A 13,005-nucleotide genomic window follows, 5' to 3' on the forward strand; every position below is an offset into this window, starting at 1 on the left:
CGCCTTTTGGGCGATGGTTGTGAGAGGCATTCGGCAGGATGAACCGCCGCGCATTGAAAACGCTCCTTCGGTCGGGGCGGTTCTTGTGTTTTGACGCAAGGGCAGTCTATTTGGGATTAAAGGAAGGCAGTGCGCCTGATGAGCCGCCGCCGGGGAAGATGTTTGACCTTTCCACATTGAATCTGGGCATATTTTTCAAAGAAGTAACACAAAATGATCACGAGGATGAGGTGTTCGTCTCAACCCGCGTGTATTTTCCCTATAATGACCTGGAGGTCGATCAGGGCGGTGAATCGACCCTGGCGGATCCGGATCGCATCGTGAAGGTCCTGGCCAAGCGCGGTGCGATAAAATCAGCGGATTCCCTGACGGCCCATGATCAGCGGGTGCTGGAAATCCTGACCAAGGTTCCGACCTTTGACCCCTTCCTGCTGTTGTCGCAGCGTCGGGAGGTCGAGGTTGAGCGCAGTATTTCGCCCAGCTATTTTGAAATCACGGAAAAAGACTGGATGCTGATTCGCCGCCCGGTGCTGGAAAAGATCAGCGTGCTGGTGGCGAAAGCCAATTCCGCCAATAACCTGGATGTCTATCAGGCCTATCTTGGTCAAAATGAAGACAAGGATGACGAGGGTCAGCGCTTGATGACCGGCGCGGTCGTCGATGCGATCTGGCAGGGTGAAGAGACAGATGGATCGCGCGGCCTGATTCGCAGTTTCCGGTTGGATGAATCGCAGACCAAACAATTCCTCTTCGCCTGGAAGGGGATCAATTATTATGAGTTTCAGTATGAACGGTACAAACCCCTGTTCTATGACTTTTTCCGGTGGTTGGGATCTTCGGATTCGATGCCTAAAGACCGCGAGGCAATGACGGAATCCGCCATGGACCGGTTTAAATTCCGGCGTGATCAGTCGCGCAGCCTGATCCGGACCACGCATTCTACGGTGATGACCATCATTAAGAATTACAATCTTGCCTTTGATGAGTTGATCGAAAAGGACGACCCCAGACCGTTTCAGCAGTTCCTGCGCGAAGCGCCAAAGAATTTTCTGACAGTTGGGCTGGCGCTGGGTGTTCTGGCGCATACCGCGAATGCCTGGGCCGATGTCAGCGATAAGAAACCCCGCGCGCTGCGGGCGATGGAGCTGGAACCTTTCTATGATTTCATCATCGCGATCAACGGTCAGGATTTTCAGTAAGCACGATTGTCCCGTGCCGGCCATTTTAAGGTGACGCGCCCGATTGGACTGCCTAAGCTTTGGGGTGAAACCCAAATGGGTCCTGCACGGCATGGTCTGGCTGCCCCAAGGTGCGTAAAAAATGGATCAGAATCACAGTTCATCGACCCGTGATTTTTCCCGTCCCACGGGGTGGTTTCGGGCCAAGCGTGCGCTGCGCCAGGCCCGCGTGGCGGAGGTGCGACCCATTGGGTTAAGCCTGTCGACCCTGGTCATGTTGCGATGGATCGCAGTGGCCGGTCAGTTGTTGACCGTCATTATTGTCTCCATCGCGTTTGAATTTCCGTTTGCCCTGCTGCCCTGTCTGTTGGCGACTGCCGCCCTGGCGGTATCGAATCTGGTCTTGATGACATCCCGCCCTCGACGATTGAGCCAGATGCGCGCAACGCTGGTTCTGGGGTTTGATCTATTGCAATTGGCCAGTCTGATCGGCTTTACGGGTGGATTGCAAAACCCGTTTGCTCTGTTGTTGCTGGCCCCGGTCACGGTTTCTGCGACCATCCTGTCGCGGCGCGCGACCCTGGCGCTGACTGCCCTGGCGGTGGGGGCGGCGACCGTGATTTCCTTCGTGCATTTGCCCCTGCCCTGGGAGACTCCTTTGGGCGTTGCGCTGCCTTTTGTCTATCGTCTGGGGATATGGACGGCGATCACCATGTCACTGGTCTTCATCGCCACCTTTGTGTGGACCGCATCAGAAGAATCCAGACGGCTGACCGATGCCCTGTCCGAATCCGACGATGCCCTGGCCCGAGAGCGGGAACTGTCCGCCCTGGGCACGCTGGCGGCGGCGGCGGCGCATGAATTGGGTTCCCCCCTGGCGACAATCGCGGTTGTTTCGCAGGAATTGATGCGTACGGTTCCGCCCGACAGCCCCTTGTACGAAGATGTTGCCCTATTGAAGAGCCAGTCGGACCGATGCCGGGATATTCTGGTTGGCCTGTCCGCCCGTCCAGGGGCGGCGACCGGAGATCCGTTTGAAATTCTACCCCTGTCAAATCTGGTCGAAATCGCCAGTGATGAGCATGTGCCAGACAGGATCGCCCTGGATGTTCAAATTGACGAATCCTGTGACGGGGCGGAACCGCTTGTGCCGCGCACGCCGGAATTCCTGCATGGCCTGGGAAATTTCATATCCAATGCCGGGCAATTCGCCCGCAGCGCCGTCATGGTGCGCCTGTATTGGACTAAATCGGATGTGTGGATTTCCATTCACGACGATGGGCCCGGATTTTCCAATGCCGTGTTACAGACCCTGGGGGAACCCTATCTGTCGACCCGGGCTGGTCAGAATGGCCATATGGGTTTAGGGGTATTCATCGCCACAACCCTGTTAGAGCGAATCGGGGCGGAAACCGTGTTTCGCAACCGCAAGGGCGCAGAGATCCTGATCCGCTGGCCGCGCAGGGTGTTGGAAGTCCAGGGCGACGCACTATAGTCTCCTGATAAAGAGACACATCAGGTTAGGAATAGAAGATAATGTCTGACATGTTGCCCGCCCATATCCGGGACCGTACCCTGTTAATCGTCGATGACGATGCCCCGTTGAGAAACCGGCTGGCGCGGGCCATGGAACAACGCGGATTTGAGGTGCGCAGCGCCGCCGGGGTTGCGGAAGGCCTGGACGTCGCAGCCCATCGCCCGCCTGCCTATGCCGTGATCGATATGCGATTGGAAGATGGCAACGGTCTGGATGTGGTGGAGGCCCTGCGCGATGCCCGCCACGATATCCGCATCGTCATGCTGACCGGTTATGGCAATATCGCCAGCGCCGTGACGGCGGTGAAAAAGGGCGCGATTGATTATCTGGCAAAGCCTGCCGATGCGGATCAGATCATCGCCGCCCTGCTGGAGCACGACCGCCCCCTACCGCCCCCGCCGGAAGATCCGATGTCAGCAGACCGCGTGCGCTGGGAACACATCCAGCGGGTATTTGAACAATGCAATCGCAACGTCTCAGAAACCGCGCGGCGCCTGAAAATGCACCGCCGCACGCTGCAGCGCATCTTAAATAAGCACGCACCGCGTGGTTGATCCAGCTGCCCTGTCGCAAACCTTTTAAAGCCGGACGGTTTTTCGGCTGACGGGGCGTGTTGGGTCTGTTAGGTGTCAGTCTATGAGCACCCCACCGGCACGGGGGCAAATTTGGGTCGGATGCGTGGAGCCTTTATAAGAACCCAAGCCAGGACGGGGGCAAATATGTCCAATAGTACAGCCGCGGCGCTCTCAGCGACCGCCGATAGCCAATTTTCGATTCCCACCCATATTGACGACGACAAGGTCGGCATCATGATCTGTGGCCATGGCAGCCGCGACACCGGTGCCGTGTCTGAATTTGAGCAGATCGCTCAGGCCATGAAGGCCCGCTTTCCGCATCTGCCGGTCGAATATGGCTTTCTGGAATTCGCGACACCGATCATTCGCACCGGGCTGGATAAGCTGCAAGAGCAAGGCGTGACCCGCGTGCTGGCCGTGCCGGGCATGCTGTTTGCCGCCGGCCATGCGAAAAATGACATCCCATCGGTCCTGAACACCTATCAGGCACAAAATCCCGGCCTGTCGATCAAATATGGCCGCGAACTGGCGGTGGATCTGAAAATGCTGAAGGCGGCTGCCGGGCGCATTGAAGAGGCCCTGGCCCCGCTGGATCCTGCCATTTCCCGGCATGAAACCCTGTTATGCGTCATCGGGCGCGGCGCGTCTGATCCTGATGCCAATTCCAATGTGTCCAAGGTGGCGCGGATGCTGTGGGAAGGCATGGGCTTTGGCTGGATGGAAGTCGGTTATTCCGGTGTGACCTTCCCGCTGGTAGAGCCCGCCCTGGAGCATTGCGCCCGCATGGGATACAAGCGGATCGTCGTGTTCCCCTATTTCCTGTTCACCGGTATTCTGATCAAACGCATCTATGATTACACCGATCAGGTCGCCGCCCGGCACCCGGAGCTGGAATTCGTGAAGGCCGGCTATCTGAATGATCATCCGATGGTCATGGAAACCTTTGCAGAGCGCCTGTTTGAGATTGTCGAGGGCGCGAACAACATGAATTGCCAGATGTGCAAATACCGCAACCAGGTTCTGGGCTTCGAAGACGAGGTTGGCCTACCGCAGGAAAGCCATCACCACCACGTCGAAGGCATCGGCACCGGTCCGGCAGAAGATCACGGGCACAGTCACGATCATGGGCACGATCATGACCACGACCACGACCATGAACACCCGCATGACCACGATCATTCTCATGATCATGGGCACGACCACCAGCACGGCCACAGTCATGACCACGGGCATGACCACGACCACGGACATGGCCATTCTCACGGACATGGACACGGGCATGATCACGGGCACGATCACCACCACCATCCCTATCCTCAGGCGGATCATCCGCATGGTCCGCGCAGCATGACGGAAGGTGTGACGTTGCCGAAACCGGATTGACGGGGATCGGTATCGTGACGGCCTCTCCCCCCTATCGCTATATCAAGGACCCGGCGGAAATCTATCGGGAAAGCGCCCGCTTGATCCGGGAGGCGTCGGATCTGTCTGCTGTGCCAGACGAATTGCACGATGTCGCCATCCGCTTGATCCATACCTGTGGGCGGCCGGATGTTGTGACCGGTTTGCGGGCCAGTGCGGGTGCCGTTGACATCGGTCGCCAGGCCCTGGCGGCGGGAAAGCCCATCCTGTGCGATGTTGAAATGGTGTCGAAAGGCATCATCCGCAGCCGCCTGCCCAAGCGCAACGAGGTAATGTGCACCTTGGGATTAGGGGCCGTCGCCCCCCTGGCCCAGCGGCTGGGCACGACCCGATCCGCGGCGGCTGTTGATCTGTGGCAGCCCTGGTTGGCGGGTGCCGTCGTTGCAATCGGCAATGCGCCTACCGCCCTGTTTCATTTGCTGGAACGTATCCATGAGGGCTTCCCGAAACCGGCCTTGATTCTGGGATTTCCGGTCGGTTTTGTCGGGGCCGCTGAATCGAAACAGGCCTTGATCGAGTCGGGCCTTCCCTATATCGCCCTGACCGGGCGGGAAGGAGGCAGCGCTCTTGCCGCCGCCACCGTCAATGCCTTGACCGGGAGCCTGGACACATAATGACCGCAAAATCCGCTGCATGGTTATCCATCATTGGCATTGGGGAGGATGGCCTGGACGCCGTTGCCCCGGCTGGCCGTGCCCTGATTGAGGGGGCTGAGGTTCTGCTCGGGGGCGATCGGCATCTGGCCATGATCCCCGCCTCCCATAAGGCGGAGCGGCTGACCTGGCGTACACCGCTGAGCGATACCGTCGCGGACCTGGCCGCCCGCAAGGGTCGGGCCGTCTGTGTCCTGGCAACCGGCGATCCCATGAGCTATGGCATCGGGGTCACCCTGGGGCGGGCCTTTGGGCGTGATGCTTTAACAGTTCTGCCCGCGCCTGGTGCATTTTCCCTGGCCGCCGCCCATCTGGGTTGGCCGCTGGAAGAGGTGACACGCCTGACCCTGCATGGACGCCCTTTGAGTCTGCTTTCCGCCCATCTGGAACCCGGCGCGCGGTTGTTCATTCTGTCGGAAAATGCTGAAACCCCGGCCCAGGTAGCGGGCCTGCTGACAGCGGAAGGCTATGGGGCAAGTTCAGTCGTGGTCCTGGAACATCTGGGCGGCCCGAAACAGCGGGTGATCGAAGGTGTGGCCCGGGGCTGGGATATCCCCGCCGGTGCGGACCTGAACACAATCGCGGTGCTGCTTCAGCCGGAACCTGGTGCAGCGATTTTATCGAAGGTGCCGGGATTGCCCGATGAGGCTTTTCACCACGATGGTCAGATGACCAAGCGAGAGGTTCGCGCCGCGACCCTGGCGAAACTGATGCCGCGCCGGGGGGCGATGCTGTGGGATGTGGGTGCCGGATGTGGATCGGTTGCCATTGAATGGATGCGCGCCGGGGGCAAGGCGGTTGCGATAGAACGGGACAAGACCCGCTGTCGCCTGATCGCTCGCAATGCCGCCAGCCTGGGGACGCCCCATTTGGACCTGATCGAAGGCCCTGCACCGGAAGCCTATGGCGAGATCAAGGGCGCGCCGGATGCAATCTTTTTGGGTGGCGGCGTTTCCAAATCCAGCATGGCGGAAATCGCGTGGGAGCGTTTGGCCCCCGGCGGCATGCTGGTTGCCAATGCGGTGACGATGGAAAGCGAGACCCGCCTGGCGGGCCTGTTCGCAGACTGGGGCGGGGATTTGACCCGCATCGCTGTGTCCCGCCTGGAGCCTGTCGGGCCTTATCATGGTTGGCGCCCCCTGATGCCTGTGACGCAATATTCGATTAGGAAACCCTTATGACGGATCCGGTTCTTGGCACATTATACGGATTGGGCGTTGGGCCCGGTGATCCGGAACTGATCACGCTGAAAGCACTGCGGATTTTGAAATCCGTTCCGGTTCTAGCCTGGCCTGCGCCGCTGGAGGGGGAGTCCCTCGCGCGGAGCATCGCGGCCCCGCATCTGGATGGCCATCACATCGAAATCGCCATTCGCATGCCGATGGATGTGAAACGCTTTCCGGCGCAACAGGTCTATGACGATGCTGCCCTGACCATCGCGGATCATCTGAAAGCTGGCCGGGATGTCGCTGTTTTATGCGAGGGGGATCCCTTTTTCTATGGGTCTTTCATGTATTTGTTCGGGCGCCTGTCCGATCAGTTCACAGTGGAGGTTGTGCCCGGCGTTTCCTCCCTGATGGCGACAGCAGCGGCGACCGGGGCACCGCTGGCGGCGCGCAATGATGTTCTGACCATCCTGCCCGCCCCCCTGGACGAAGACGTCCTGATCAAGCGCTTGGAGGAAATCGACGCGGCTGCGATCATCAAGATCGGACGGCATTTGCCAAAACTGCGCCGGGCCTTGGAGGTGACGGGGTTAATGGATCAGGCCCGCTATATCGGTCACGCCACGATGGGGGATCGCCAGACCGTCTGTGCCCTGTCGGACTATCCCCATGAAACAGCCCCCTATTTCTCCATGGTGCTGGTGCATCGCCGCCGGGATGCCTGGATCACGGGAATGGGTGAGGCGGCAGAATGACATATCCAGCCCCTATCGCCCTAGTCGCGCTGACCCAGCGCGGCGCAGAAACCGCCTTGCGCGCCCGTGAAATCCTGCCCAGCGCTGTTATTTACGGTAAGGCGGACCGCGTCACCGGTGCGGATCACACTTTTGACGATACGCTGGCTTGCCTGCGGGAATTATATGCTCAGGGGTGGACGGTGATCGGTCTGTGTGCGGCGGGGATATTGATTCGGGCGCTGGCCCCCCTGGCTGCGGATAAGTGGCAGGATGCGCCGGTTCTATCCGTGTCTGAAGACGGAACGATGGTGGTTCCGCTGTTGGGGGGCCATCGCGGGGCAAACTCCCTGGCAACACAGCTGGCTGATGGATTGGGTGGGACAGCCGCCATTACGACCGCCGGGGACCGCACGCTTGGATTTGCGCTGGATGATCCACCCGCGGGCTGGACCCTGAAAACCCCGCAGGCCGTGAAATCTGTGACGGCACGGCTGTTGGCCGGGGAAACGGTGACCCTGCGCCCGGAATGCGGTGATCCAAGCTGGCCGCCCAAGGAAGTGTTTCAATCTGTGGGGCCGGGCGAGGTGCCGCAGGTCCTGATCACGGATCGACAGGTGGAGCCCGCCACGGGTCAGGTGGTTTTGACGCCCCCCAGCCTGGCCATTGGTATTGGCTGTGAGCGCCACGCCCCGGCAGATGGTCTGGTGGACTTCGTGCAGTCTGTTTTGGCCGATACCCGGCTGGACCCGTCTGCCATCGCCGCCATCGGCACGGTGGATTTGAAAGGGGATGAGGCGGCGCTGAAGGCGGTTTCTCAGGCTCTGGATCGACCCATTCGCCTGTTCACGGCTGCGGAATTGGAAGCCCTGACGCCCCATCTGCCCAATCCGTCTGATGTGGTTTTTCAGGAAATCGGCTGTCATGGTGTCGCGGAAGCCTCGGCTCTGGCCCTGGCAGGCCGCACGGCGCGATTTGTCACTGAAAAGCGCCGCAGCGGCCCCTATACTTGCGCCATTGCGCGGGCACAGGGTGCGTCTGTGGATATCAGTGCCGGGCGCGCGTCGGGGCGGCTCTTCGTCGTGGGGGTTGGACCCGGGGATGCGGCCTATCGCACCGGGGCGGCTGCACGAGCCATTCTGGCATCTGACGCGGTGGTGGGATATCGGCTGTATCTGGATCTCGCCGCCGATCTGATCGGGGATAAACCAGTCTATGAGTCCGATCTGGGTGCAGAAGAGGCGCGGGCGGCAAAGGCTCTGGCTCTGGCCGCCCAGGGACAGACGGTTTCCCTGGTCTGCTCTGGTGATCCCGGTATCTATGCCCTGGCAACCCTGGTTTTCGAGCTTCTGGCGGAAACGCAGGATCGCAGCCTTATGGCCGTGGATGTGGAGGTTGTGCCCGGTATTTCCGCCTTTCAATTGGCGGCTGCGCGACTGGGGGCCCCGATGGGGCATGATTTCTGCCTGATCAGCCTGTCAGATCTGTTGACACCGGTTGCAGCAATTCGCCAGCGTTTGGCCGCCGCCGCGCAGGGGGATTTTGTCACCGCCTTCTACAATCCCCAAAGCAAGCGCCGCCGCACCTTACTGCCAGAAGCGCGTGAAGTCTTTTTGACGCAACGTCCACCAACAACGCCGGTCGCCCTGTGTCGCCAATTGGGCCGCCCGGAAGAAAGCGTGACGGTCACGACATTGCAGGATTTTGACCCGTCCGTGGTGGATATGTTCACCCTGGTGGTGATTGGCAGTTCCACAACGCGGGCCTTCGACCATGCCGGCACACCCCGCGCCTTCACCCCGCGCGGCTATGCAGATAAGCGGGCTCAGTAAGATGGGGGAACGCGGAGGGCGCTGAGGAACGCGGAGGACGCTGAGTATGAGAGAAAATGAAATTGGGGAACTGATATTAGGTGCCGCGATCGATGTGCATCGGGAATTAGGACCGGGTTTGCTGGAATCGACTTACGAGACATGTTTGGAAATGGAAATTTCTGGAAAAGGTCTCTCCGTTGCGCGGCAGGTTGTGATGCCAATACGATACAAGGGTGTGGACATCACGCCGGGCTATCGACTGGACCTATTGATAGAGCAAGCTGTTGTTGTTGAAGTAAAATCTTTAGAGCAGGTGCGGGATGTTCATCGTGCCCAGTTGCTAAGTTACTTGAGACTTGGTGGTTTCAGGCTTGGATATCTGATTAACTTTAACGAAGTTCTCTTAAAGCGCGGCGTCGCCCGATTGGTAAATGGTCTTTAGATGTCTCGGCGTCCTTTGCGCTCCCTCTGCGCCCTCTGCGTTTATCCTCAAAGACAAGGTATGTTACTATGACAGTTCATTTTATCGGAGCAGGACCCGGCGCACCGGATTTGATTACGGTGCGGGGATTGAAGCTGATTCAATCCTGCCCGGTTTGCCTTTATGCCGGGTCTCTGGTGCCGGAAGAAGTTGTTGCGGAAGCACCAGAGGGGGCGCGGGTGATTGATACGGCCCCGCTGAATCTGGAAGAAATTATTGCAGAGATTCAGGATGCCCATACCAGGGGGCTGAATGTGGCGCGGGTGCATTCTGGCGATCCGTCCATTTATGGCGCGACGGCGGAACAGATGCGGCGTCTGGATGCGCTGGGCATTGACTATGATGTGACGCCGGGCGTGTCGGCCTATGCCGCAGCAGCGGCGGCGTTGAAGCGGGAACTGACCCTGGCCGGTGTAGGCCAGACGGTGATTATCACCCGGACGGCGGTGCGGGCGTCTGGCATGCCACAGGGCGAAGATCTGGACACGCTGGGGCGCAGTGGTGCGACGCTGGCGATCCATCTGTCGATCAACAATCTGGCGAAGGTCGTGCGGGAATTAACGCCCCATTATGGCGCGGACTGTCCAGTCGTGATCGCGTATCGCGTCGGCTGGCCCGATCAGGCCTTTATCGAGGGCACATTGGGGGATATCCGGCCCAAGGTGAAAGCATCCGGCATCACCCGCACCGCCTTGATTCTGGTCGGGCGCGTCCTCAATCCGGAAGGATTTGACGACAGCAAACTGTATGACGCCACCCATACCCATGTGTTGCGTCCTTAGTGTGGTACGCGGTTATTTGGAATCACCAGGATCTCTTTATCGGCCTGTCGGCTAGAAGAGAGCGTGCAGGCGATGTGGTTCATCGTCAAGCGCTCTCGACGCCGTCCGACGGGCCGATAAAGGGACCAAAGGCGCTGTTTGCGGCGCTCCGGGCCGCGTCGCCTTCCGCTCGCGATGCCCCGCATCGCTTCGCAAAACGCTTCTAACCGGATCACCGCAAACAGCGTCCTGGTCGACCCCAAATAACCGCGCACCACACTAGGGTGTTTGTGCCAGCAGCGCTTCTGCTTCGGCCAGGTCGTCTGGATGGTTGGCGTTAAAGAACGGATCAATTGGATCGCTGGAAAAGTCGACAACGGTTAATTTATGCCGCGCGGTCCAGCGGTCGACCTTTCGGATGTCGTCGTCGATCATGGCCTGACGCAGATCACCGGCCAGGCGAACCGGCCACAGGCCGACCACAGGATGGTCCCGACCATTGGACCGGGCGCAGGCCATATCCGCCCCTTCCTTTTTCATTGCAGCATATAGCCGGTCGACCAAATCTGTTGGCAGGAAGGGCGCATCGGTGGGGAAGGTGGCGACATAATCACAATCCGGCAGGGACTGTTGGGCCCATTCCAGGCCCGTCAGAACCCCGGCCAAGGGGCCTGGCTGCCCCTGTATGACATCGGGCAACACCATCAGCCCATAGTCCGAAAAGCGCGATGGGTCGCCATTGGCGTTCAGCGCCAGGACCTCCACCTGATCCTTCACGCGGCCTATGATGTGCTGCAGGATGGATTGCCCGGCCAACAGCTTCATGCCCTTGTCACCGCCCCCCATGCGGCGCGCCAGCCCGCCTGCCAACAGCAATCCGGCGGTTTTATGCGTCATGGGTCACATCCTTGGTAAATCCGATGACGCAATTCCGACCGGCCTGTTTTGCCTGGTACAGCGCCTGATCGGCCTGGGCGATGATTTCTTTTAAGGGGGCCGATCCGATAATCTGGGCAAACCCAAAGGAGGCGGAAACCGACAGATCCGTGTTATCTTCCAATGGGATGGCCCGTTCGAACAGGGCCATGCGCAGGCGCCCTAACACTACGGCGGCTGTTTTCGGGTCGGCATTGGGCAGGCACAGCAGGAATTCCTCCCCACCATAGCGATAGATCAAATCATAGGGCCGCAATTGCGATAAAAACCGTCCGGCAGTGGCGGCAAGGACTTGATCCCCGATTCCATGACCATAGGTGTCGTTCACCTTCTTGAAATGGTCGATATCTGCAAGGGCGATACAGCACGGCGTATCGGTGCGAACCGCGCGTTCATATTCAGCGGCTAGTTCGGCATTCATGGTGGTGCGATTGCTCAGGCCGGTCAGGGGGTCCAGGTCCGACACCGCCTTGCGAAATGCATCCCGAATACGGCGCGCCCTGGTCAGAAAGGCGTCCGATTTCGCTACTACCCCATCATAGTCTTGGGCTGATACGGGCCTTGTCGTCGCCAGGCGGGCAACGGATCGCGCCGCGTCGTGCAAGGCCGAATACTCCTGCCATAAATCTTGAAACGCGATCTGGGCCAGCAAGGGATCCCGGCGATGCTGATCATGCCAGCGTCCAAACGCGGTCAAGTCCGCTGAGTTTTCCGCAATGACATCTCTTTCAGGTGGTAATTCGCAGACCAGCGCCCGATGCCAGCGGGTCAGCCAATTCCCATGCTCTTCAATGGCCGCGTCAATGGCGCGCAGAATATCCATGGGCCTTAAGGCCGTTATGTTGGTCGCAGATGCATCAGGCGGCATCAGATCTGCTCCCCCCCTTTCGACCTGCGGTTTTTGGTTCGTCTTCGGCCTCTAAGGCGTCGGCGTCATAGACGATGCGCTGTTGCCCTGCCAGGGCGGTGAAGCGTTTTCCCCGGGCCCGGCCGATCAGGGTCAGGTTGGTCTGACGCGCCAGTTCAACCCCCCAGGCGGTAAAACCGGATCTGGAAATCAGGATCGGGATGCCCATCTGTACCGTCTTTATCACCATTTCAGATGTCAGGCGCCCGGTCGTGTAAAAGATTTTATCTTCCGGCGTCAGCCCTTCCAGGAACATGTAACCTGCAATCTTGTCGACGGCATTGTGGCGCCCGACATCTTCCATATAAACAAGCGGGCGATCTTCCTGACACAGCACACAGCCATGGATCGCGCCGGCCTGCAGATACAGGCTGTCGGTCGTGTTGATCTTTTTTGTCAGGCTTTGCATCCAGGATGTCCGCAATACCTGTCCATCGGGCAACTGGCTGTCCTCGATCTTTTCCATCAGATCGCCAAACACCGTGCCCTGGGCGCAACCGGATGTCCGAACTTTCTTTTTCAGTTTTTCTTCGTAATTGGTTTCCCGCTCCGTGCGCACCACGACGGTTTCCAGATCGTCGTCATAGTCAATCGCGGTGATCTTGTCGTCGGCGCGCAGCATGTTCTGGTTCAACAGATAGCCTACTGCCAGATAGGCTGGATAATCGCCAATCGTCATATTGGTGACAATTTCCTGACCGTTCAGGAACAGGGTCAGGGGGCGTTCCACGACAACGGCAGTGGTCACGGGATCCCCGTTTTGATCCCATCCCTCGACCTGTTGCGTCAGATGCGGGTTGGTTGGATTTGGACCCAGAATATAGTCAGTCATCGTGGCCTT

General features: G+C 59.2%; 13 protein-coding genes. 10 read left to right on the forward strand and 3 right to left on the reverse strand.

Going from position 1 to position 13,005, the window contains the following annotated elements; genetic code table 11:
- Positions 1-158 precede the first annotated feature (158 nt).
- From ACOSDM_RS04395 to cobM, 10 genes are all read left to right on the forward strand, one after another.
- Positions 159-1,199: a hypothetical protein gene (locus tag ACOSDM_RS04395; RefSeq protein WP_420723276.1), complete on the forward strand. Its 1,041-nt coding sequence runs from the start codon at positions 159-161 to the stop codon at positions 1,197-1,199.
- A gap of 121 nt (positions 1,200-1,320) precedes the next feature.
- Complete coding sequence (locus tag ACOSDM_RS04400; protein ID WP_420723277.1) at positions 1,321-2,673, forward strand: ActS/PrrB/RegB family redox-sensitive histidine kinase; 1,353 nt, start codon at positions 1,321-1,323, stop codon at positions 2,671-2,673.
- A 41-nt stretch (positions 2,674-2,714) separates the two neighbouring features.
- Positions 2,715-3,269 carry an ActR/PrrA/RegA family redox response regulator transcription factor gene (locus ACOSDM_RS04405; RefSeq protein ID WP_420723278.1) on the forward strand — a complete coding sequence of 185 codons (555 nt, stop codon included), beginning with the start codon at positions 2,715-2,717 and terminating at the stop codon, positions 3,267-3,269.
- A 165-nt stretch (positions 3,270-3,434) separates the two neighbouring features.
- Positions 3,435-4,673: a sirohydrochlorin chelatase gene (locus ACOSDM_RS04410; RefSeq protein ID WP_420723279.1), complete on the forward strand. Its 1,239-nt coding sequence runs from the start codon at positions 3,435-3,437 to the stop codon at positions 4,671-4,673.
- Between the two features lie 14 nt (positions 4,674-4,687).
- The gene (locus ACOSDM_RS04415) at positions 4,688-5,326 is read left to right on the forward strand and encodes a precorrin-8X methylmutase (RefSeq protein ID WP_420723280.1); all 639 of its coding nucleotides are present in this window, start codon (positions 4,688-4,690) and stop codon (positions 5,324-5,326) included.
- Positions 5,326-6,546 (forward strand): precorrin-6y C5,15-methyltransferase (decarboxylating) subunit CbiE, encoded by a 1,221-nt coding sequence (gene cbiE, locus ACOSDM_RS04420; protein ID WP_420723281.1) that lies wholly within the window; start codon positions 5,326-5,328, stop codon positions 6,544-6,546. The genes ACOSDM_RS04415 and cbiE overlap by 1 nt, the downstream gene beginning before the upstream one ends.
- Positions 6,543-7,286, forward strand: a complete 744-nt coding sequence (cobI, locus tag ACOSDM_RS04425) for a precorrin-2 C(20)-methyltransferase (protein ID WP_420723282.1) — start codon at positions 6,543-6,545, stop codon at positions 7,284-7,286. Before cbiE ends, cobI begins: the two co-directional genes overlap by 4 nt.
- Entirely contained in the window at positions 7,283-9,097 is a 1,815-nt protein-coding gene (cobJ, locus tag ACOSDM_RS04430; protein ID WP_420723283.1) for a precorrin-3B C(17)-methyltransferase, read from the forward strand. The genes cobI and cobJ overlap by 4 nt, the downstream gene beginning before the upstream one ends.
- A 46-nt stretch (positions 9,098-9,143) precedes the next feature.
- Complete coding sequence (locus ACOSDM_RS04435) at positions 9,144-9,521, forward strand: GxxExxY protein (RefSeq protein WP_420723284.1); 378 nt, start codon at positions 9,144-9,146, stop codon at positions 9,519-9,521.
- Positions 9,522-9,589: 68 nt separating this feature from the next.
- A complete protein-coding gene (gene cobM / locus ACOSDM_RS04440) occupies positions 9,590-10,342 on the forward strand; it encodes a precorrin-4 C(11)-methyltransferase (protein WP_420723285.1) in 753 nt (250 codons plus the stop codon).
- A 258-nt stretch (positions 10,343-10,600) separates the two neighbouring features.
- On the opposite strand, the gene mobA is transcribed toward cobM, so the two are convergent.
- From mobA to fdhD, 3 genes are read right to left on the reverse strand one after another with little or no spacing between them, the layout of a single operon-like run.
- Positions 10,601-11,218, reverse strand: a complete 618-nt coding sequence (gene mobA, locus ACOSDM_RS04445) for a molybdenum cofactor guanylyltransferase MobA (RefSeq protein ID WP_420723286.1) — start codon at positions 11,216-11,218, stop codon at positions 10,601-10,603.
- Entirely contained in the window at positions 11,208-12,125 is a 918-nt protein-coding gene (locus ACOSDM_RS04450; RefSeq protein WP_420723287.1) for a diguanylate cyclase, read from the reverse strand. The genes mobA and ACOSDM_RS04450 overlap by 11 nt, the downstream gene beginning before the upstream one ends.
- Complete coding sequence (gene fdhD / locus ACOSDM_RS04455) at positions 12,115-12,996, reverse strand: formate dehydrogenase accessory sulfurtransferase FdhD (protein WP_420723288.1); 882 nt, start codon at positions 12,994-12,996, stop codon at positions 12,115-12,117. The genes ACOSDM_RS04450 and fdhD overlap by 11 nt, the downstream gene beginning before the upstream one ends.
- Positions 12,997-13,005 lie beyond the last annotated feature (9 nt).

Origin of the sequence: Hwanghaeella sp. LZ110 (assembly GCF_048892525.1) — a bacterium.
Taxonomy (GTDB): Bacteria; Pseudomonadota; Alphaproteobacteria; order UBA8366; family Aestuariispiraceae; genus Pacificispira.